Genomic DNA, 21,709 nt, shown 5'->3' on the forward strand with positions numbered 1-21,709 from the left:
AGCTGACATTTATGAAAGCAAAACTGATATTTTTATTCTCTATCTTATCTTTATTCATGTTCTTTTCTGCATGTGACGATAATGATGATAGCAAACCGACAGATAAGGGGGATGAGACCGACAACGAATATGTAAATAATTGGATACTAGACAGTATGTCGTACTTCTATTTATGGAATGATAAGCTACCAAACGAATCTAATCTAAGTTTCAATTCAGATCCATATGATTTTTTTGACAGTTTGTTAGATTATGAAGCCAGCCTATATGATGGTCAGCCATTTTCCAGGATGGAGGGTACGCATATAAATATACCTAAAACAGCTATAGCTGATAATGCTACCACTTCTTCAGATCTTGGATTTGAATTTATTGGCGTCTATTTCTTGAATCAATCCGGAGCTGTAGCATATGTAGCAAACGTGATTACCTATGTGAAGAAAGGTTCCCTGACAGAAACTCAAGGCTTGAAGCGAGGCTATTTAATCGGAAAAGTGGATGACGTAAAAATAAATAAAAACAATTGGTATTCTGTATTGTTACAAGGAAAAAGCAGTTATAAAATAGAATATGCGACAAATCAGACAGATTTGGAAAAAGGTATTACTGAAACGAAAACAATAAATGTAACTCCGGGTTATGTTGAAAATCCGATTTTCTTAGACAGTATATATACTGTGAATAATCGCAGTATCGGCTATGTAATGTACAATTCTTATGAAGCCGGAGGGGAATCAACTTTACCTTACGATGTGGAACTCTCAAAGATATTCTCCAGATTCAAAGAAAAAGGCGTGAAGGATCTGATATTTGATTTGCGCTACAATGGGGGTGGACTTGTTCGTAGTGCCAAGTTTATAACAAGTGCTTTAGTACCAAATAGAAACACTGAAAATTTATTTGAAGTAAAAACATATAACTCCGAAATACAAGGACAGTTAAACAGGCTACCGGACACCAATGAAGCGAAAATAAGCTGGATGTACGAGTATTTTACAGATAATGTTCAAACAAATAAAGGACAAGTGCTGGCTTCTATTCCGAAACTGGGAGACCAACTCGATAATCTTTGTTTCATAGTTACCGGTAATACTGCATCTGCCAGTGAATTGACTATAAATGCTCTTAAGCCGTATTATAGCAACACAGGTAAAAATATCTACATTATAGGAGAAACCACTGTAGGTAAAAATGTGGGTTCTTGGGCTATATATGAAGAAAACAATACCAGAAACACATATGTACTGTGGCCAATAACTTTCAAGTCCCATAATAAACTATATCCGGCGGCGGAATCTTCTAATTACGCTAACGGTTTTTCACCTGACAACGGCTGGGAAACAGAAGATCTGGATATGCTTCCTTATGGGCTACAAGAGTTGGGTAACAAAGACGAAACAATGCTTAAGGCTGCTATGGCCAGACTGACGGGAGGAACTAAGTCATACACTAAATACGAGAGCGGACGCATACTGAAACGCGGATCTTCGCTAGACAGGAAAAAAGAAAATAACCTGATGTACACAGACAGAAAAGACATCAAAAGTTTAAATATCAAATAAAGCAATAAAAGCAAAACCAACAATATACTAAATGAAGGTAATGAAATTTGGCGGCACATCCGTAGGTTCCGCCGCAAACATAGCAAACGTAAAGAAAATAATAAGCGGGGTTAACGAACCCATAGTCGTAGTAGTTTCAGCTTTCAAAAGTATAACGGACAAATTATTAACGACCTCCCGGTTGGCCGCAGCCGGAGATTATTCATACGAACGGGAATTCAGGGAAATAGTGGAGCAACATGTAACGGTTGTCTGCAAACTTGATATATCCGAACCTCAACGCGAGAAACTGGCAGTTGAAGTCAACAAACTACTGGACGAACTAAGTAATATCTTCAAAGGAGTATTTCTTATCAATGACCTTTCGCCAAAAACGTCTGACAAGATAGTCAGTTATGGCGAACGGCTCTCTACGCTGATAATCAGTTACTCATTCTCAGACTATGAGGTACTTGATGTAACACAGCTTATCAAGACCGACTCTGCATTCGGAAAACATACACCCGATATGGAGCTGTCAAATAAGCTGATACGCAACGCTTTCGAAAATTCATCAAAAAAGGTATTGGTTGCCGGATTTATATCCACCTGTAAAACTACAGGGGAGATTACAAATCTGGGACGGGGAGGATCAGACTATACTGCTGCAATCTTCGCTTCGGCTCTCGATGCCAATATTCTGGAAATATGGTCGGATGTCGACGGCTTTATGTCGGCCGATCCCAAAGTGATAAATAACGCGCATGTAATCGAAAATCTTACTTTTACCGAAGCTACCGAACTTTGTAACTTTGGGGCAAAAGTGATTTATCCACCTACAATATTCCCCGTATATCACAAGAATATACCCATTCGCATAAAGAACACCTTCAAGCCTGAAGCACCGGGGACATACATCTCACACGATGGTGAGATAAAAAAGAGCAAGGCTATGATAAAAGGAATTTCTTCCATCTCCGACTCTTGCCTGATTACAGTACAAGGGCTTGGTATGGTAGGTATTATCGGCGTCAATTTCCGTATATTCCGCGCATTGGCAAAGAATGGCATCAGTGTGTTCCTTGTTTCACAGGCTTCGTCCGAGAACAGTACATCCATAGGCGTCCGTTCGGCAGATGCGGCACTCGCTGTAAGTGTACTTGAAGAAGAATTCGAGAAAGAAATATCATTAGGCAGTATCAACCGTGTATTGCTCGAAAGCGAACTTGCCACAGTTGCCATCGTTGGCGAAAATATGAAATATACCCCGGGTATTGCCGGAAAGCTTTTTGAAACACTCGGTAAGAGCGGCATCAGCGTCATTGCGTGCGCACAGGGAGCTTCGGAAGTAAATATTTCGTTCGTTATCAAGAATAAGTATCTGCGAAAAGCGTTGAACTCTATTCACGATTCGTTTTTCCTGTCGGAATATAAAGCATTGAATCTATTCATTGTCGGCATCGGTACAGTGGGAGGAAACCTGATAGAGCAAATCCGTCAGCAACAGCCGAAACTGATGGAACAGTATGCACTCAAGTTAAATGTTGTGGGTATAGCCAGAGGACGCAAAGCCCTATTCTGCCGCGAAGGTATTAACCTTGATAATTACAAAACCGAACTGGACGAAAAAGGTATAACAAGTTCACCCGAAATATTGCGCGACGAGATTATAAATATGAACATATTCAATGCCGTATTTGTAGACTGTACAGCCAGTGAGTCTGTATCACAGATATATGGAGACCTGATGTCGCAAAACATTTCGGTGGTCACAGCCAATAAGGTAGCGGCATCGTCTGCCTACGACAACTATATAAAGCTGAAGAATACAGCACGTGAACGCAACATAAAGTTCCTGTTCGAAACAAATGTGGGCGCCGGGCTTCCTATTATCAATACAATGAACTCCCTGATCAATTCGGGAGACAAAATAGTAAAAATAGAAGCTGTACTTTCGGGTACGCTCAATTTCATATTCAATACCATAAGCAAAGATATTCCTTTCAGCAAAGCCATTTATCTGGCCAAGGAAAGCGGATATTCGGAACCGGACCCGCGTATCGACCTCAGCGGGATGGATGTTGTCCGCAAACTGGTTATCCTTACACGTGAGGCCGGATATCAGGTAGAACAGGCCGATGTGGAAAAGAACCTGTTTGTTCCGCAAGAGTATTTCAATGGCACGATTGAAGAATTCTGGGCGAATATCCGTCAACTGGACTCCGAATTTGAGGAAAGGCGTAAGAAACTGGAAAGCGAACATAAACATCTCCGTTTTGTAACGAAATACGAGAATGGAAAATGTGAAGTAGGCTTACAGGAGGTAGGGCAAAACCATCCTTTCTATGATCTTGAAGGTAGTAATAACATCATACAGATCACGACAGAGCGATACAACGAATACCCTATGATAATAAAAGGATACGGTGCAGGCGCAAGCGTCACGGCCGCGGGGGTATTTTCGGATATTATCAGTATTGCGAATGTAAGGTAACCTTCACTGTCCATGAAAAACAGAATATTAATCTGTTTATAATTTTATTAAATATAGTCTTATGAAAACAATTATAATCCTGGCCGATGGCGCAGCCGATGAGCCTATCGCCGCATTAGGGAATAAAACTCCATTACAAGTGGCCAAGAAGCCATATATAGACATGCTTGCCGCCAAAGGCAAAAGCGGTGAGTTGGATACCATCCCTCCGGGATTTAAACCGGGCAGTGAAATAGCCAACTTGTCGGTACTCGGGTACGATGTGCCTAAGGTTTTTGAAGGCAGAGGTTCACTCGAAGCCGCCAGTATGGGGGTGGATATTCTGCCGGGCGAAATGGCCATGCGCTGCAACCTTATTTGCATCGAAGACGGAAAGATAAAAAACCATTCGGCAGGACATATTTCGAATGAAGAAGCCGCCGAACTTATCCATTTTCTGGATAAAGAGCTGAACGACGGAAAAGTGAGCTTCTATCCGGGAGTATCGTATCGCCACCTGCTGAAACTTGAAGGAGGGAATAAAAACCTCGATTGTACCGCCCCGCATGACGTTACAGGAACACCATTCAGGGATGTCCTGATAAAACCGGAAACACCCGAAGCAAAAGAATCTGCCGATTACCTGAATCAGCTGATCTTAAAATCGCAGGAACTATTGAAAGATCATCCTGTAAACAAGAAACGAATCGCCGAAGGCAAAGACCCTGCAAACAGCATCTGGCCATGGTCTCCGGGTTACCGCCCGCAGATGCAGACTTTGCAGGAATTATTCGGAATAAAAAGCGGATCGGTAATCTCTGCGGTAGACCTTATTATGGGTATCGGCGTATATGCAGGATTGAAACTTATCCATGTAAAAGGTGCTACCGGATTATGGAACACCAACTATGAAGGAAAAGCGCAAGCGGCCATCGAAGCATTGAAGAACGACGATTTCGTATATCTTCACATTGAGGCCAGCGACGAGGCCGGACATGAAGGCGATTATGAGTTGAAAACCCGTACCATCGAATTTCTGGACAGCAGGGTTGTGAAGCCAATATATGAAGCGACTAAAGGCTGGGATGAGCCGGTTACTATCGCCATTCTACCCGATCACCCTACCCCATGTGCTATTAAGACACATACAAACAAGCCTATACCCTTCCTTATCTACCGTTCGAACGGAGAAGCAGATGACGTTCAGCTATATGATGAGTTCGAATCACCAAAGGGCGCATACGGGCTGATAAAAGGGAAGGAATTTATGGAGACGTTGTTTTGCAGCAAATAAGAATTTTAGAAGCTGTTTGAATTATATTCGTTAATGTAATATCTTCGGATTCCGAGACCGAAACCTTTTTGTATAAAATGAGATAAATGTTATATCTTTGGCATAGCAAAAAATTAAATATATGAATACTGAAGATATCCGCTCTCTATTGAGCGCCGAAGCGAGTGCCATACTAAATATCCCGGTGAGTGACGCATACACGCAGGCCATAGACCTTATTGTAGAACAGGTAAACAAGAAAAAAGGTAAACTCGTGACCAGCGGTATGGGAAAGGCAGGACAGATTGCACAAAACATTGCAACTACATTCAGCTCCACGGGAACGCCGTCTGTATTCCTACATCCGAGTGAGGCACAGCATGGCGACCTGGGAATATTGCAGGAAAACGATATCGTTCTGGCAATCTCCAATTCGGGAAAGACACGGGAGATCATCGAACTTATATCTCTTGCAAAAAATCTTATTCCGGGAATAAAGTTTATTGTTATCACCAGCAACCCGGACAGCCTACTGGCACAGAAAGCTGATGTATGCATCCTAACCGGCCGGCCGGAGGAAGTTTGTAATCTTGGACTGACACCGACCACCTCTACCACAGTGATGACCGTAATAGGCGATATACTTGTAGTGGGTACAATGAAAAGGATCAATTTCTCACCCGCCGATTACGCCAAACGTCATCATGGGGGATATCTGGGAGATAAATCAAGGGAGATGAGCAAATAGTTTTTTTGAATAACTTCTAGATCTTTCAGCCAACAATATCGATTCTTTGCATATATTGGCTGAAAGAATAATTATAGATGAATAACGAAATATATTATCGAATATCCTTATCTTTGCATACCATTACATACCACTACCCGACAAAACAGAATAAATCACATGGTACATTCTTGATACAGAATTGAATGATAGAACAAATAATTATTTTAGAACACATAGACCCTGTTGTCTTTTTCGGGATAAACAACGCCAACATACAACTATTAAAAACCCTTTTTCCTAAGCTGCGCATCGTAGCTCGTGGCAATGCCATAAAAGTAATCGGTAATGCAGAAGATGTTCCTCTCTTTGAAGAAAAGATAAGGGAACTCGAGAAATATGCGAATGAGCGAAACAAACTGACAGAAGAAGATATAATAGACATTGTAAAAGGAAAATCTCCAAATACAATCAAACAGGACAACCTCATTATCTACGGACTGAACGGCAAACCGATTTTTGCACGCACACCAAACCAGCAGAATTTTGTAAATAGTTTTCACAAAAATGATATGGTATTCGGTATCGGGCCTGCGGGTTCGGGAAAAACATATACAGCTATTGCCCTAGCAGTGAAAGCCCTCAAAAATAAAGAGGTAAAGAAGATAATCCTCAGCCGTCCTGCGGTGGAAGCCGGAGAGAAACTCGGTTTTCTGCCCGGAGATATGAAGGATAAGATAGACCCGTATCTGCAACCGTTGTATGATGCACTCGAAGATATGATAGCTCCAGCCAAACTAAAGGACTATATCGAAAATAAGACGATACAGATAGCTCCTTTAGCCTTTATGCGAGGACGCACACTCAGCGACGCCATCATTATCCTCGATGAGGCGCAGAATACGACCACGCACCAGATAAAGATGTTCCTCACCCGTTTGGGCATGAACGCCAAAATGATTATTACAGGCGATATTACCCAGATAGATCTTCCGCCGTCCCAGCAGTCGGGGCTGAAACATGCCCTGCGCATACTAAAAGATGTGAAAGGGATAGGCTATATCGAATTTAACAAGACGGATATTGTCCGTCATAAACTCGTCCAGAGCATTGTGGATGCATACGAAAGAGAAGATAAAAGAGAAAAGCGGGAAGAGATGAAAACAAAAACCGTAAAAGGTGAAAGAATTTAGATTTATAGAAAAAGGTGGAAAATATTTTTCACCTTTTTTATTGCTTAAGCTTTGAAAAGAAGTAAAAACTGTAATTCGTTCTAATTTTATTTATCTATACAGGAAACTGTAGATAATGATTATTAATTCAGCACTTTATAATAAAAACATGACAATAAAAAAATACTGCAAAAGTGTAACCTTTGTTACCTTTTAACAAGTAATAAGTTGAAAGTTATATGAGGTATGGGTAGACAAAACAGGAGATACAAGTTGCTAACTGATGACTGTTCACTGTAAAGCCACTTATGCGATAGCCAAAGCTAACGGCTAATAGCTATCAGCTAAAAGCTGAAACATGTGTTACCTTTGTTACCTTTTATACAAGAAAGCGTGTTTTCCAAGGAGTTAAATATTTGCACCCACAGTGCCATCAGTTACTCAGAGGACTGTGCTTATTAATTAACATCTTTATTGCTTTTTAAGCAACTTTGGCGTAACTTTGAGCGTACTTTTTTGTTATAAGACTGAACAAATTAGATTTTTAAACAAATGAAGAATACTTTAGTAAGAACAGATTTTAATTTTCCGGGACAGACAAACGTTTATCATGGTAAAGTGAGAGACGTATATTCGATAGGTGACGATTTACTGGTGATGATCGCTACCGACCGTATTTCAGCATTCGATGTTGTATTACCACAGGGCATACCTTACAAAGGACAAGTCCTGAATCAGATTGCAGCCAAGTTTTTGGATGCTACCGCCGATATTGTCCCTAACTGGAAACTGGATACCCCGGACCCTATGGTAACCGTTGGTCTGAGGTGCGAACAATATAAAGTGGAGATGGTTATACGCGGATACCTTACAGGTAGTGCATGGCGCGAATACAAAGCCGGAGCAAGGACGCTTTGCGGTGTACCTCTACCGGAAGGGATGAAAGAAAATGAGAAATTCCCTACCCCCATTATTACCCCTACTACCAAAGAAGATGTAGGACATGATGAAAACATTTCGAAAGAGGAGATTATCGCTCAGGGATTGGTGAGCAAAGAAGAATACGAACAACTGGAGAAGTATACTTATGCTCTGTTCCAGCGTGGAACTGAAATGGCAGCTCAGAAGAACCTGATACTTGTAGATACAAAATACGAGTTTGGAAAAAAAGAGGGTAAGATTTACCTGATCGACGAAATCCATACACCTGATTCATCCCGTTATTTCTATGCGGATACCTATCAGGAACTATTCGATAAAGGAGAAGAACAACGCCAGCTGTCGAAAGAGTTTGTGCGCAAATGGTTAATGGATAACGGATTCCAGGGTAAAGACGGACAGAAAGTACCCGAAATGACAGAAGAATACTGTAACTCCGTATCTGAACGCTATATCGAACTATATGAAAAGATAGTAGGTGAGAAATTTGTAAAGGCAGAAGCTGCTGATGTGGCTGTACGTCTCGAAAAAAATATAAACGAATATTTGAAACAAAGGAGTTAAGGCCACAGGCTTTTTTTTACTATTAAGGTAAGTAAAACGACAAAAACAAGTTGTGACCCGAAAGTATATCATTAAATTTATCTATTACTTAGTTTAGATGCCGAATCTCTATATCATATCAGGCTGTAACGGCGCGGGAAAAACAACCGCGTCGTATGCCATGTTTCCGGAAATGCTCGACTGTAAGGAGTTTATCAATGCCGACGAAATAGCCAAAGGCCTCTCTCCTTTCCAACCCGAGACGGTAGCTATCGATGCCGGCCGCCTTATGATTATGCGCATGAACGAAATGCTGCGTATGCAGGAGGATTTTGCAATAGAGACCACACTGGCGACCAAATCTTATGCCAACTTTATACGCAGGGCACAAAAGGAGGGTTATTTTGTTACCCTTATCTACTTCTGGCTCGAATCGCCCGAACTGGCGATCAAACGTGTCGAACAACGCGTACGGTTTGGAGGGCATCATGTAGACGACGATGTAGTTGTAAGACGCTATTATGCCGGCATGAGAAACCTTTTCTCCATGTTTATCCCTATTGCCGATTACTGGCTTTTGGTAGATAATTCCACAGATCCTTTCCAGATGATTGCAGAGGGAAACAGGACTAAAATCATCGATATTCACGATGAAGATATATTCTATTATCTTAAGAACATATAAATACAACAACGCTTAACGGAAATGACCTACGACGCTGAAAAAATAGTACCCTACTCCAGTTCCGAAAACAAAGGAGCTCAGGTAGAGCGCATGTTCGATTCTATTGCTGAAAATTACGATACGCTGAACCGTACTATGTCGATGGGAATCGATATCAGCTGGCGTAAAAAGGGACTTTCCATGCTAAAAAAGCTGAATCCTCAGACAATACTCGATATTGCCACCGGTACAGGAGATCTGGCCATCCAGGCCTATGATATTCTGAAACCGCAATCTATACTTGGCATAGACATATCGGAAGGAATGATGGAGGTGGGCCGGAAAAAAGTAGCTAAGGCGGGATTATCAGACAAGATCAGCTTCGCTAAAGAAGATTGTATGGCACTGTCTCTTCCCGATAATTCTTTTGACGCTGCCATGGTCGCTTTCGGAGTACGCAATTTTGAGGATCTCGACAAGGGACTCAAAGAAATATTGCGTATACTCAAACCGGGAGGACAGCTGATGATACTGGAACTGACTGTTCCTGTACGTTTCCCTATGAAGCAGGGTTACTGGCTATATACCAACTTGTTTATACCCACAATAGGCCGGATCATATCTAAGGATAAAACGGCGTACTCTTACCTTCCCAAATCCATACAGGCCTTTATACAAGGCAAAGACATGACGAACACACTCCTAAAGAACGGGTTCAGGGAGGCATCTTATAAAACTTACACAATGGGTACATGCTCTATGTATCTGGCTACTAAATGAGTAACATTTACAGTTTAATATTTTATATCTTTTCTCAACAAATTTATCTATACTTGAAAAAGAGTATGGAGAATATTAAAAATTTCATTTTTTAAGTTATAATTGTTTAATTCAAGAATAATGTGATATATTTGCGACCTGAAAGAGCGCATGACAAAAAATTATTGCTTCAAATAAACACGCGAAGATTTTTTAAATTAGAAACTACATACTAACCCTATTTTAAACAAACAATTAAAACTATGACTAAAAAATTATTTTTAGCAACAGTATTCGTTGCTGTTATGTGTGCGATATCCCTTCCCGCAAACGCACAATTTGGAAAAGCCCTGAAAAAAGCAAGTAAGTCTGTAACAAAAGCTGTAGGTGACGTTGCTGGAGATATGGCTTCGGATATAGTCGCCAACAAAGCATCTGTGAAGATAGTAGAGTTTATGGACAACAATAATACTATCGCCGGAGAGGATTCAGATTATTATAAAAGACTGGCAGGTCTGGTAGCTACAAACTACATCTCTGTAGATGGACTAAGCCTTAACTACAAGATATATGAAAACCCTGAAGTAAATATTCTGGCTACTACTGATGGTAGCATCCGTATTTATACAGGTATGATGGATATACTATCTGACGAAGAACTTCTGGCTGTTATTTCTACTCAGATAGGCCACATCGCAAACAAGGATGTCCGTGACTCACTATTAAAAGTCGCATCTGAAGATAATGCTACTAAAGCAGGTTCCGCACAATTGGAAAAACTGCTTTCTTTCTCAGGAGACAAAATGGGTACCGTAATCAACGAACTCATACAGATTCCTTATACTGACGATCAAAACAAAAAAGCAGATGAATATGCATACAATTTGTTGACTAAAAACAATGTATCAACTGATGCTTTAGTTTCTGCATTGACTAAATTTGCTGAAATGGAATCTGCCGACCAAGCTGCTGCCGATGATGATACAGCCGAACTAAGTGCTGCCTCTAAGTTTATCGGTGTTAATTCGAACAATTCACTTCGCGCATCTCTTATCTCTTCTAAATAAGACCCGGCTGTCAGAAAACATACAAGCCTGCAAAACATGACTTTGCAGGCTTGCTTTTCCTTCGGTAGAACAGTCATAATCCTTTTTTACCATTTAAGAAAGCCTGTTCACCCGTTTTGCCCTGTTTGTATTACCAATGTAGTCTATATTTGCTTTAGAAATAAGTGGTAATTAACATAATACTAAAGCATATGAAAAAGCGACTTTACATTCTATTATCGATACTCCCTGTAAGTATATTTATCTATTGTACATGCGTGGCCTTCCTCAAAAATCCGGGGCGTTCTATCACTCCTGCATTACCGGCAAACGGACTTCAAGAGAAAGCAGACCGCACAACCAGACCAAAAATGCAGATAGTATTTCTACTAGATGCCACCGGCAGCATGTCGGGATTGATAGGTGCAGCAAAGGAAAAGATATGGTCCATTACAAGCAGCCTTTCACAAAGCGAACCGGTTCCCGATATCGAAGTGGGTATGCTCTTTTACCGCGACAGGGGGGATGATTTCATAACCAAGATTATACCCCTGGGTACAGACATGGACAACCTGTATGAACAACTGATGGCAATGAATGCCAGTGGTGGCGGAGACGGACCGGAAAGTGTGAATCAGGCACTATATGAAGGAGTGAATAAGATGGAATGGGACAACTTGCCTAATACTTACAGAGCTATATTCCTTGTGGGTGATTATCCTCCGCATATGGACTACAGAAATGACGTACATTACCCAGAAACCTGTTCGGAAGGTATAAAGAAAGGGATTGTAATCAATACCATCCTTATGGGGAATGAACCTACTGCCGCCCGCATATGGAAAGAGATAGCCGGCAAGACGAAAGGAGAATATATCCAAACGGATATGAGCGTAAATAACATAGAGGTAAGAACCCCTTATGATGACCGCATCAACTCCCTCCAATATGAACTGGATAAGACCCGGCTCTATTACGGTAAATCATCTGAGTTGACAGAAGTAAAGCAAATGCAGAGTGCAAAAGTAAATAAGGGCGATGCGGCTATCAATGCGAGACGGGCCGAATATAACCTGTCGGCGGCGAATAAAGACGCTTATTATGGCTCGGAAGAACTGGTCAATGAAGTAATGTCCGGCAAGTCCCTTTCAGAAATTCCTGCTGCAGATTTGCCCGACAATATGAAGAATATGTCTGTGACAGAACGCCAGACCTATATGAATAAACTGATAGAAAAACGTAAAAAGCTGGAACAGGAAATAAAAGACCTGAGCAAACAACGCCAGCAACATATAGAAGCCGAACTATTAAAAATGGATAAAGACAAAGTCGAAAGTTCATTCGATGATGTCATCTACAGAGCTGTACAGAAACAGGCACTGGAGAAGGACATTAAACTGGAAGGAAAAGCTAAACGATAGTGTATATACAACAAAAACCCGGCTTGTAGTATCACAGGCCGGGTCTAACTATCTTATTTGTAAGGACATTATCTTCTCATCTTAGGCATCTTGCCACCCTTCATCTGTGTCATCATCTTCATCATCTTACGGGTTTCATCAAACTGCTTAATCAGTTTATTCACCTCTTGTATAGAGGTACCGCTACCCTTAGCTATACGCTGACGGCGGCTTCCATTCAGAATTTCAGGCTGAGACCTTTCCTTCGGTGTCATGGAATAGATGATAGCCTCAATACTTTTGAAGGCATCATCATCAATATCCAAATCTTTGATCGCTTTACCCACTCCCGGAATCATGGAAGCAAGATCTTTCAGGTTACCCATCTTCTTTATCTGCTGTATCTGTCCGATAAAGTCGTTGAAGTCGAACTGATTCTTGGCAATCTTCTTTTGCAGACGGCGCGCTTCTTCTTCATCATATTGCTCCTGCGCCCTTTCCACGAGTGAAACGATATCACCCATACCGAGAATACGGTCGGCCATACGTTCAGGGTGGAATACATCGAGTGCATCCATCTTCTCGCCTGTACCCACGAATTTGATCGGCTTATCCACTACCGAACGGATAGACAACGCAGCACCACCACGGGTATCACCATCGAGCTTGGTAAGCACAACTCCGTCGAAGTTGAGCCTGTCGTTAAATTCCTTGGCAGTATTTACAGCATCCTGACCTGTCATGGAGTCTACTACAAAGAGGATTTCGTCAGGTTTCACAGCGTCTTTTACGGCTGTAATCTCTTTCATCATCTCCTCGTCTATAGCCAGACGCCCGGCAGTATCTATAATTACAAGGTCATTTCCGTTCTGTTTCGCGAACTTGATCGCATTCTGCGCTATCTGTACCGGATTCTTGCTATCTTCTTCCGAATATACAGGAACTTCTATCTGTGTACCCAGTATCTTTAATTGTTCGATGGCAGCAGGACGGTAAACGTCTCCGGCAACTAGTAATGGATTTTTGCCTTTCTTAGATTTCAGCAATTTCGCCAGCTTACCCGAGAAAGTAGTTTTACCCGAACCTTGAAGACCGGACATAAGTATAACGGCCGGAGAACCTTTCAGATTTATATCGGTTGCCGTACCTCCCATCAACGCAGCCAGTTCGTCATGAACGATTTTCACCATCAACTGTTCAGGCTTCACGGCTGTAAGTACATTCTGTCCTAATGCCTTTTCCTTAACGGTTTCGGTAAACTGCTTAGCTGTCTTATAGTTAACGTCGGCATCGAGTAATGCGCGACGTACATCTTTCAGCGTTTCGGCTACATTTATTTCGGTGATTTTACCTTCACCTTTCAGGATCTTAAACGAGCGTTCTAATCTATTACTTAGACTTTCAAACATATTATTGTTGTTATTTATTATCAATGTTATATGGGAGCACAAAGATATAAACTTTTGCTATAAAGTGAAAAACTGATTGTGCTTTTCTCATCATGTATATTATATGTGTATGCCAATCGATATCAAAACCCTTTATTTTTCAAATCTGAAACAATACTGATATATGTTTCTATCACATCGAAACTTTTATAATTACCCCTTGTCAGGTCAATCATATCACCATGAGAAATCCCCCTTCTTCGCCTGTTTGTATATACTTCTCGGAATTCGCCCCACCGGGCAGATTCCAGACTCACCAATCCGTCATTCTGTTTATTGTGCAAACACATAATGAGATAAGGAACAGAAAGCAGGCTATGACTCAAGCAGTTTTTCATAAGCGACATATAGCTCTGATAATATATCCCTTCTATATCAGGAGTTTCATCATTGAACTTTTCGGCATATTCTTTTGTAAACTGATGCATTGCCGTATAGAAGTCGGGATTCTTATCGCCTATTTTGCGGAAATATTTATCAAAGAGATTTGCGACCGAACGATACATCCCATCCGATAAATGCTTATTTCCGAAATCGGCGAGTGCACTCCCCCGGTGCGGAGTGGATATAGTGGTTAGCGACGCTACAAACTCATCCATGCCCAGCGCCGTTATTGTATATCTGGCATCGAGTCCTCCTTTCGAATGAGCTATTATATTAACTTTTCCGCAATCTGTCTGCTTTATTATTTCAAGGATTTTATCTTTCACCAGATATCCGTTACCCTCAATGGTACCTAATGCCTCCTGATGTCCATAATAAACCGTAGCACCGTTTTTGATCAGGTGCTTGGGAATACGTCCCCAGTAATTAAGGTATTTAAAGTCCCGAAATCCTACTCCATGCAACATCAGTAAAGGGTATTTCGTCTCACATACAAATGACTCTCTCCTCATACTTTCATTAAAAGCTTTATTGCACGCATGATCATACTCATTAAAAGCAATCCTTGATATATAAAGGATTACGAAAACATTGACTATTGGCACCCATATAAATATCGAGACCAATATCCGCCGTACAATACGTAATCTTAACGAAAAGAAAAATACTCTGAACCATCCGTTCAGAAAGGTAAGCAGCGACAAAGAAAAGGCTATGATATTGTTATATCTGAAGCTATCGGAGGCTATAGGTACATAACCACTGATAATGCCATAGCTGAAAACAACTAACAACTGAATTGTTATAAGCCCCATAGACAATAATAAAAGACGTCGCCCCTGATAAACTATCTTTACAGCCACAGGAATATCAGTATCTGTTTTACAAGGAACCAACTGAATACGTATCCATGAATAAACCAATAAGAGAGAAAATGCAATATATCCTGCCAGTGCGAAATTTAAGCCCTGCTTTGATATTAAATTATCAGTAACTGAAAGAAAAAGGAGTACATTATTTGCGAGAAACAATACAAAATAAGATAAACCTGCATTATTGAATAACTTCTTTGCTATATCGGTTGATATAACAGCCAATGCAATCAGGAAATATAATACATACAAAAAGATATCCATTGTGTAATTTGTTTGCTATGCTAAAGTAAACTTTATTCGTTAATATATCTGCAATAATTATTGTGTTTTATAAAAGGCTTGTTTCAAAAATCTGACAACCAATGGTCACAGGAGCGGAGCGTATGTAAATCTGACACCTTTTACAATTTTTTTGATTGTTACTTTTTCTCTCTTTTCATAAGCAGCACTTATGTAATTAACAGGCTCCCGTGCACAACATCTCCCAAAAAGTAACAAAAGTAACAGAATTTATATATTTATCCTTTTTCATTATCTTAGCCAAACATTGTATATTTATGTTTTATAAAACTATTTCACTATATAGATAAAGATTTTCATTTCTGATGTCATCACTTTGGAATCCGTGGCACGGTTGCCACAAAATAAGCGCAGGCTGTCTCAATTGCTACATGTATCGCGGCGATGCCAGACGCGGTGTAGACAGCACTATTGTTAAACAGACTAAGGATTTCGATAAGCCTGTAAAGAAAAAACGAAACGGAGAATATAAAATTCCTCCCGGCGGGGATGTCTTTACCTGCTTCACATCCGATTTTTTCCATGCTGATGCCGATGAATGGCGCCCCCAGGCATGGAGTATGATACGTGAGCGCAGCGACCTCAACTTTTTGATGATAACCAAGCGAATCGACAGATTACATATAGGCCTACCCGAAGATTGGGGAGGAGGATACGATAATGTGACTATAGCCTGCACGGTGGAAAATCAGGACAGGGTCGATTACCGTCTACCTATCTATAAGAAATCCCCGATTAAGCACAAGATAATCATCTGTGAACCTCTTTTAGAGAGAGTCGACCTAAAGCCTTATGATATAGGGTCATGGGTGGAGCATGTCACTGCCGGAGGAGAATCGGGAAAGGATACACGGGCATGTGATTTTGACTGGATAATGGAAATACACGACCTCTGTGTAGAAAACGATATCTCTTTTTGGTTCAAACAAACAGGGACGAATTTTATTAAAGATGGGAAATCGTATACGATACCCCGCCGGATGCAGCATTCGCAGGCAAGGAAAGCGGGTATAGATTATAAGAAGTATATTGGGAAAAGATAAATATTTAAAATATCTTATCCTTTCGTTACTTAACAAATAATCGCCTAAATTTGTTATTTATAAAAAACAGAGAAAAATCCACACTAAAATGCATCGGATAAAATAAGAAACAACAATGACAGATCAACTAAAAGAAATAGTATACTCAAAAGATGCGATTGAATTTGTAACTGTAGCCGTCCAGTATTGTGCCTTTCTGGAAAATTTCGAAGAAATCACGGAAACAGAGCTTACGGATAAATTAACCAAACTCCTACCCTTGCTATACCTTAAAGCAAGTCTTGTTCCGGAAACCGATACCGTAAATGACGAAGAACAGGAGATAACAGTTACAGAAGACATATACAATTTCATCACCTCCAAACTATACAATGTATATGTAAACAACGATACATACCTCGAAGTATTCCTTCAGGATATGAAATACAGTGAAACGCCTATATCGGCAAGCATCAGTGAAGACCTTGCGGATATCTATCAGGATACAAAGAACTTCATCACCATATTCGAACGGGGCATTACCGAAAATATGAATGACGCCCTCTATGTGTGTATGGAGAACTTCAAAGCATACTGGGGGCAAAAGCTGGTAAACGTTTTACGGGCGCTGCATTCGTTAAAATACTCAACAGAGCCGGATGCCCTCGAAGACGAAGACCTTGAACAGACTGACAACGAAGAATTATGGTAAAAACAATTTCAAAAGAGGAATTATCCGTAATGCCAATGGAGAGATTCGATGGGCGGATAATTGTTGTACAAAGCGAAAGTGAAGCGGAGAAGGCCGCTGCTTATCTCAAAAAACAAACGGCTATCGGGTTCGATACTGAGACCCGCCCGGCTTTCCGCAAAGGTGTATCCCATCAGATTGCACTGATGCAATTATCCACAGACGACACCTGCTTCCTTTTCCGTCTGAATATAATAGGATTACCTGATTGTTTGGCAGAAATTCTGGTAAATCCGGCAATCAAAAAAATAGGGCTCTCTTTAAAAGACGATTTTTCAGCCATTCATAAACGAAATGCGGCTTTCGTTCCATCCAATTTCATTGAACTCCAGTCTTTTGTGAAAAATTATGGCATTGAAGATAATGGTCTGCAACGCATTTATGGCATACTTTTTGAAAAAAGGATATCGAAAGGCCAGCGCCTGTCAAACTGGGAAGCAGATGTGCTATCCGATGCACAGAAAATGTACGCAGCTATTGATGCATGGGCTTGCCTTAAAATATACAATGAATTAAAGGTAAGGGAAAAAACAGCCCCCTGATCTCACGAAGGGACTTACAGAGAGACTAAGATATAAAATGAAGAGTCAAGGATTGCTTTTCCCAATCTTTGAATAATGAAATTTTTAAATCTTGAAATTAATCACATATGGCATTTATAGATTATTATAGCATATTGGGCGTATCCAAGGCAGCCAGTGCTGACGACATCAAAAAATCGTACCGCAAACTGGCAAGGAAGTATCACCCTGATATCAACCCCAATGATGAGGAAGCAAAAAGAAAATTTCAACAAATAAACGAAGCTAACGAAGTGCTTTCCGATCCCGAAAAGCGAAAAAAATATGATGAATACGGCGAAAACTGGAAACACGCCGAAGAATACGAAAAAGCCCGTCAGCAACAATCACAAAACGGAGGTTTTGCCGACTATGGTAGCTTTGGCGGTTTCGGAGGAGGTTCATATAGTTTCGGAGGAGACGATGAAGGCGGATTTTCCGACTTCTTTGAATCGCTGTTTGGGGGAAGAAGATCGTCAGGTGGTAGCAGGCAAAGCAGAGGGTACAGAGGACAAGACTATACCTCCGAACTCCATTTAAGCTTGCGGGATGCATCTGAAACCCATAAACGTACACTCACCCTGGATGGTAAGAACCTGCGCATAACCATTCCTGCCGGAGTTTCCGACGGGCAGGTAATAAAACTTGCCGGACAAGGAGCAGCGGGTAAAAACGGCGGGCCTAATGGCGACCTATATATTACATTTGTTGTAGAAGAGGATCCTAAATTTAAACGGGTAGGAAACGATTTGTACGCCAATGCCAACCTGAACCTGTACACAGCCGTTCTTGGAGGAGAAGAGACTGTAGACACCTTTACCGGAAAGGTAAAACTGAAAGTAGCGGCAGGAACTCAGAATGGGACAAAAGTGAGATTGAAAGGCAAAGGATTTCCTGTGTACAAAAAAGACGGGCAGTTTGGAGACCTTATCATAACATACTCAATAGAGATACCCGTCAATCTGAATAAAGAACAAAAGGAATTGTTCGAAAAGCTAGCGAAGTCTTAACCCTAAAGAATCAACGTTATGACATCAGAATTAATCATCATACAGGAGTATTGCATACAAAATCAGGTGGAACCCGACTTTATCGTACAACTGGAAAACGAAGGCCTTATACAAGTCAGTATTGTCGGGGATGAGCGCTACATACATATCTCCCAGCTAAAATACCTCGACCAGTATGTGCGGTGGTATTACGACCTTTCCATCAACGTGGCGGGTATAGATGTTATCCGGAATCTACTGGATAAGATAGATGACATGCAGGAAGAGATGCACCGCTTGAAAGAGCAGCTAAGACTAATAGACTAATAATATCATCAAACCCCTGCGTCTACTTAAGTGTTAAACTTCATCTAAAATCAAAGTGAAGTCGAGAGTCATATTTGTTACACTAAATATTTCATCCTTAACCAGTAATACATAACATACAACAAAATATGAATAAAATAAAAGCACTTAAAATTATTATTATTCTGTATATCATATCCGTATCAGGATTCAGCCAAAATAAAGATAAGGATGTTACAATATACAAAGATGTTGATCCGCGTATCTCAACTAAAGAATTCCATTTTGAAAATAAAAGTCCACAATTAATTTTTAATCTATCGAGAGCATGGGCAATACATTCAAACGGTGATTCTATCAGAATAACCAGGCCTGATAGAATAGAATTTAAAGAATTATCTGTGATCGACGCTAAAGCTGAGCATAAGCAAGGTATGTTGACTATAAAAGAATACAAAAGACATCCTGTTATTATTACATATGATATTATATTATCTTTCAATGGTAAGTTAGTCACTATGCAGTTTAAAAATATCGTAGCTCAAAAGAAAAATATACCTATCGAATATATCAGCCATTTCACACATCAAAAAAGTCAGGAATATTATAAATTAATTCATGAACCGACGAAAGTAAGCATGTTTGCAACCCCAACTCATGCTTTTTCCCAAAATGATGTACTAAAAAATGATATAGAAAAGATTATCAGGGGCAAACGGGCTACTGTCGGAGTTGCACTAATTGTCGATGGAAAAGACACATTGACTGTTAATAACGGATTCCATTATCCGACACAAAGCACTTACAAGTTCCATTTGGCACTGGCAGTACTCGACTATCTGAATAAGAATAACCTATCGCTCGACCATAAAATATTTATTCGTAAAGCCGAACTCTTACCCGATACCCATAGCCCTCTTAGAGACGATTATCCCGATGGAAACGTCGAATTACCGGTTAGCGAAATCTTAAAATATACAGTTTCCCAGAGCGATAACAACGGATGTGATATCCTGTTCCGCTTTGTAGGCGGTACTTCCGCCGTAGACCGGTATATAAGAGACCTCGGATTCTCCGATTTTGCCATTGCCGCCACTGAAGAAGAAATGCATGGCCCGTGGGAGGTACAATATACCAACTGGAGTACCCCTCTTACTGCCGCACGGGTATTAGAAAAATTCAGGACAGGTAATATACTTCCTCAACATTTCCACGACTTTCTGTGGAATGCCATGGTAGATACTACAACCGGTCCGAAGAAGATCAAAGGGCTGTTGCCTCCGGGAACGATTGTCGCTCATAAGACAGGCTCATCTTTCCGCAATGCCGAGGGGCTGAATGCCGCGGAAAATGATATTGCAATCATCCGGTTACCCGATGGCCGTTATTATTCACTTGCTGTTTTTGTCGCCGACTCCATGGAAGACGAGGCCACGAATATGCGGATGATAGCTGAAATATCGAGGGCTGTATATGACTCTCTTACAAAATAGGCGTGAAAAGCAGTGAATTTATCTGATGGCCGCCTGCGGACATATATCTGCGCATTTCCGGCATAGGATACATTCACCTGAACTTATCTTTTTCCCTTTCGAGATATAATTTACTACATCTACGTCCATCGGACAATTACGGTTGCAGGAACCGCAAGAGGTGCACTCGTTTCCGGAAGGGCTTACCCTTATCAAAGCGATGCTTGTCTGCGCCTTCATAACCAGCGATACCGGACAGGCGATTTTGCAAAAGGCGCGTTTCTTCCTGAATTTAAAAGCCAGGATAACAGCGACAAGATAGTAAAGGCCATTGCCTGCAAGGAACCAGATGAGAGCCCCAGGTTTTCCCCCTTGCACAATACCTCCATCTTCATTTATATGATTCGTCTGCCAATCGTAACCCAGCAGAATAAAAATTATAGGTATCAATATAGAAACAATAAATACCAGATAGCGCATACGGGTATATTTAGCCGGAATCTTACGGTTTTCTTTTATCGGTAGCCATTCCAGAATAGCGGCTGTCCAGCAGGCCCATCCACAGAAACCGCGCCCCCAGATCAACGGCCCGATAATCTTGGCAATGGCATAATGCACCAGTACCCGGGTAAATAGTCCGGTGGAAATAAATAATAATATATAAAACACATTCTCTTCCAGTTGCAGATTTTCCCGTTGCATGACTCCCAAAAAGAGAAGAAACACCGGTGAAATCATTAAAATAGTAATACGACGCCCCAGATCCTTATTCTTCCCTTTCAGCCGGGATGCGACCAACGAACCGATCGTAATCCAGCCGCCAATCCAGGGGAAAATGATGCGGAAGCCCCACCAGCCTAAAGAGAATCCGAGTACAAGCCCGATAAGTAAGGGAACAAAATGTTTGAATTTCATACGTTAAATTATTAATAGATTAATAGAGTCAACAATAATCCTGAGACAAAGCCTAAAGTAAAAGCAATACTATTCATACGATAATTGTTTTTTAATTTGAAGCAAATATATATCGTATAGAGGCTGCTGCAAAAGTTCTGTGACAGACAG

19 protein-coding genes are annotated in these 21,709 nt (G+C 40.8%); 16 read left to right on the forward strand and 3 right to left on the reverse strand.

The features are described 5' to 3' along the window. Positions 1–11: 11 nt before the first annotated feature. The 10 genes from IR083_RS09200 to IR083_RS09245 all read left to right on the forward strand — a co-directional run bounded on the left by IR083_RS09200 (position 12) and on the right by IR083_RS09245 (position 12,558). Positions 12–1,562, forward strand: a complete 1,551-nt coding sequence (locus IR083_RS09200; protein WP_194224071.1) for a S41 family peptidase — start codon at positions 12–14, stop codon at positions 1,560–1,562. Positions 1,563–1,593: 31 nt separating this feature from the next. Further along, entirely contained in the window at positions 1,594–4,035 is a 2,442-nt protein-coding gene (gene thrA / locus IR083_RS09205; protein WP_194224072.1) for a bifunctional aspartate kinase/homoserine dehydrogenase I, read from the forward strand. 61 nt (positions 4,036–4,096) lie between these two features. Further along, entirely contained in the window at positions 4,097–5,308 is a 1,212-nt protein-coding gene (locus IR083_RS09210; RefSeq protein WP_194224073.1) for a cofactor-independent phosphoglycerate mutase, read from the forward strand. 121 nt (positions 5,309–5,429) lie between these two features. Then, the gene (locus IR083_RS09215) at positions 5,430–6,035 is read left to right on the forward strand and encodes an SIS domain-containing protein (protein ID WP_194224074.1); all 606 of its coding nucleotides are present in this window, start codon (positions 5,430–5,432) and stop codon (positions 6,033–6,035) included. 185 nt (positions 6,036–6,220) lie between these two features. Continuing rightward, positions 6,221–7,207 carry a PhoH family protein gene (locus tag IR083_RS09220; RefSeq protein WP_194224075.1) on the forward strand — a complete coding sequence of 329 codons (987 nt, stop codon included), beginning with the start codon at positions 6,221–6,223 and terminating at the stop codon, positions 7,205–7,207. Positions 7,208–7,738: 531 nt separating this feature from the next. Then, positions 7,739–8,689 carry a phosphoribosylaminoimidazolesuccinocarboxamide synthase gene (locus IR083_RS09225; protein ID WP_006800798.1) on the forward strand — a complete coding sequence of 317 codons (951 nt, stop codon included), beginning with the start codon at positions 7,739–7,741 and terminating at the stop codon, positions 8,687–8,689. A 97-nt stretch (positions 8,690–8,786) separates the two neighbouring features. After that, the gene (locus IR083_RS09230) at positions 8,787–9,353 is read left to right on the forward strand and encodes a zeta toxin family protein (RefSeq protein ID WP_006800797.1); all 567 of its coding nucleotides are present in this window, start codon (positions 8,787–8,789) and stop codon (positions 9,351–9,353) included. 21 nt (positions 9,354–9,374) lie between these two features. Further along, a complete protein-coding gene (gene ubiE, locus IR083_RS09235; protein ID WP_006800796.1) occupies positions 9,375–10,112 on the forward strand; it encodes a bifunctional demethylmenaquinone methyltransferase/2-methoxy-6-polyprenyl-1,4-benzoquinol methylase UbiE in 738 nt (245 codons plus the stop codon). A 242-nt stretch (positions 10,113–10,354) separates the two neighbouring features. Continuing rightward, the gene (locus tag IR083_RS09240) at positions 10,355–11,158 is read left to right on the forward strand and encodes a M48 family metalloprotease (RefSeq protein ID WP_194224076.1); all 804 of its coding nucleotides are present in this window, start codon (positions 10,355–10,357) and stop codon (positions 11,156–11,158) included. Positions 11,159–11,349: 191 nt separating this feature from the next. Beyond that, the gene (locus IR083_RS09245; RefSeq protein ID WP_194224077.1) at positions 11,350–12,558 is read left to right on the forward strand and encodes a vWA domain-containing protein; all 1,209 of its coding nucleotides are present in this window, start codon (positions 11,350–11,352) and stop codon (positions 12,556–12,558) included. A 68-nt stretch (positions 12,559–12,626) separates the two neighbouring features. Here the strand turns inward: IR083_RS09245 and ffh are convergent, their stop codons facing one another. Both ffh and IR083_RS09255 read right to left on the reverse strand, forming a co-directional pair. Next, the gene (gene ffh, locus IR083_RS09250; RefSeq protein ID WP_194224078.1) at positions 12,627–13,946 is read right to left on the reverse strand and encodes a signal recognition particle protein; all 1,320 of its coding nucleotides are present in this window, start codon (positions 13,944–13,946) and stop codon (positions 12,627–12,629) included. Positions 13,947–14,068: 122 nt separating this feature from the next. After that, positions 14,069–15,505, reverse strand: a complete 1,437-nt coding sequence (locus tag IR083_RS09255; protein ID WP_194224079.1) for an esterase/lipase family protein — start codon at positions 15,503–15,505, stop codon at positions 14,069–14,071. 344 nt (positions 15,506–15,849) lie between these two features. Here IR083_RS09255 and IR083_RS09260 point away from each other — a divergent pair, with 344 nt between their 5' ends. From IR083_RS09260 to bla, 6 genes are all read left to right on the forward strand, one after another. Then, positions 15,850–16,587, forward strand: coding sequence for a DUF5131 family protein (locus tag IR083_RS09260; protein WP_194224080.1), 738 nt, complete (start codon positions 15,850–15,852; stop codon positions 16,585–16,587). Positions 16,588–16,702: 115 nt separating this feature from the next. Next, complete coding sequence (locus IR083_RS09265; protein ID WP_006800790.1) at positions 16,703–17,278, forward strand: DUF5063 domain-containing protein; 576 nt, start codon at positions 16,703–16,705, stop codon at positions 17,276–17,278. Next, positions 17,272–17,859 carry a 3'-5' exonuclease gene (locus IR083_RS09270; RefSeq protein WP_044216499.1) on the forward strand — a complete coding sequence of 196 codons (588 nt, stop codon included), beginning with the start codon at positions 17,272–17,274 and terminating at the stop codon, positions 17,857–17,859. The genes IR083_RS09265 and IR083_RS09270 overlap by 7 nt, the downstream gene beginning before the upstream one ends. 107 nt (positions 17,860–17,966) lie before the next feature. Next, complete coding sequence (locus IR083_RS09275) at positions 17,967–18,887, forward strand: DnaJ C-terminal domain-containing protein (RefSeq protein ID WP_006800788.1); 921 nt, start codon at positions 17,967–17,969, stop codon at positions 18,885–18,887. 18 nt (positions 18,888–18,905) lie between these two features. Continuing rightward, entirely contained in the window at positions 18,906–19,193 is a 288-nt protein-coding gene (locus tag IR083_RS09280) for a chaperone modulator CbpM (RefSeq protein WP_006800787.1), read from the forward strand. 128 nt (positions 19,194–19,321) lie between these two features. Further along, positions 19,322–20,665, forward strand: coding sequence for a class A beta-lactamase, subclass A2 (bla, locus tag IR083_RS24645; protein ID WP_242052395.1), 1,344 nt, complete (start codon positions 19,322–19,324; stop codon positions 20,663–20,665). 18 nt (positions 20,666–20,683) lie between these two features. Here bla and IR083_RS09290 read toward each other — a convergent pair whose 3' ends face one another. After that, positions 20,684–21,559: a 4Fe-4S binding protein gene (locus tag IR083_RS09290; protein ID WP_194224081.1), complete on the reverse strand. Its 876-nt coding sequence runs from the start codon at positions 21,557–21,559 to the stop codon at positions 20,684–20,686. Between the last annotated feature and the right edge of the window lie 150 nt (positions 21,560–21,709).

It is taken from the genome of Dysgonomonas sp. GY75 (assembly GCF_015234155.1).
Lineage (GTDB): Bacteria > Bacteroidota > Bacteroidia > Bacteroidales > Dysgonomonadaceae > Dysgonomonas > Dysgonomonas gadei.

Excerpts from the sequence above, each read along its gene's own strand:
- IR083_RS09225 (WP_006800798.1), top strand. The coding sequence starts at position 7,739 with ATGAAGAATACTTTAGTAAGAACAGATTTTAATTTTCCGGGACAGACA.
- ffh (WP_194224078.1), bottom strand. The coding sequence starts at position 13,946 with ATGTTTGAAAGTCTAAGTAATAGATTAGAACGCTCGTTTAAGATCCTG.
- IR083_RS09265 (WP_006800790.1), top strand. The coding sequence starts at position 16,703 with ATGACAGATCAACTAAAAGAAATAGTATACTCAAAAGATGCGATTGAA.
- IR083_RS09245 (WP_194224077.1), top strand. The coding sequence starts at position 11,350 with ATGAAAAAGCGACTTTACATTCTATTATCGATACTCCCTGTAAGTATA.
- IR083_RS09210 (WP_194224073.1), top strand. The coding sequence starts at position 4,097 with ATGAAAACAATTATAATCCTGGCCGATGGCGCAGCCGATGAGCCTATC.
- IR083_RS09290 (WP_194224081.1), bottom strand. The coding sequence starts at position 21,559 with ATGAAATTCAAACATTTTGTTCCCTTACTTATCGGGCTTGTACTCGGA.
- IR083_RS09200 (WP_194224071.1), top strand. The coding sequence starts at position 12 with ATGAAAGCAAAACTGATATTTTTATTCTCTATCTTATCTTTATTCATG.
- IR083_RS09280 (WP_006800787.1), top strand. The coding sequence starts at position 18,906 with ATGACATCAGAATTAATCATCATACAGGAGTATTGCATACAAAATCAG.
- IR083_RS09220 (WP_194224075.1), top strand. The coding sequence starts at position 6,221 with ATGATAGAACAAATAATTATTTTAGAACACATAGACCCTGTTGTCTTT.
- ubiE (WP_006800796.1), top strand. The coding sequence starts at position 9,375 with ATGACCTACGACGCTGAAAAAATAGTACCCTACTCCAGTTCCGAAAAC.
- thrA (WP_194224072.1), top strand. The coding sequence starts at position 1,594 with ATGAAGGTAATGAAATTTGGCGGCACATCCGTAGGTTCCGCCGCAAAC.
- IR083_RS09275 (WP_006800788.1), top strand. The coding sequence starts at position 17,967 with ATGGCATTTATAGATTATTATAGCATATTGGGCGTATCCAAGGCAGCC.
- bla (WP_242052395.1), top strand. The coding sequence starts at position 19,322 with ATGAATAAAATAAAAGCACTTAAAATTATTATTATTCTGTATATCATA.
- IR083_RS09230 (WP_006800797.1), top strand. The coding sequence starts at position 8,787 with ATGCCGAATCTCTATATCATATCAGGCTGTAACGGCGCGGGAAAAACA.
- IR083_RS09240 (WP_194224076.1), top strand. The coding sequence starts at position 10,355 with ATGACTAAAAAATTATTTTTAGCAACAGTATTCGTTGCTGTTATGTGT.
- IR083_RS09260 (WP_194224080.1), top strand. The coding sequence starts at position 15,850 with ATGTCATCACTTTGGAATCCGTGGCACGGTTGCCACAAAATAAGCGCA.
- IR083_RS09270 (WP_044216499.1), top strand. The coding sequence starts at position 17,272 with ATGGTAAAAACAATTTCAAAAGAGGAATTATCCGTAATGCCAATGGAG.
- IR083_RS09215 (WP_194224074.1), top strand. The coding sequence starts at position 5,430 with ATGAATACTGAAGATATCCGCTCTCTATTGAGCGCCGAAGCGAGTGCC.
- IR083_RS09255 (WP_194224079.1), bottom strand. The coding sequence starts at position 15,505 with ATGGATATCTTTTTGTATGTATTATATTTCCTGATTGCATTGGCTGTT.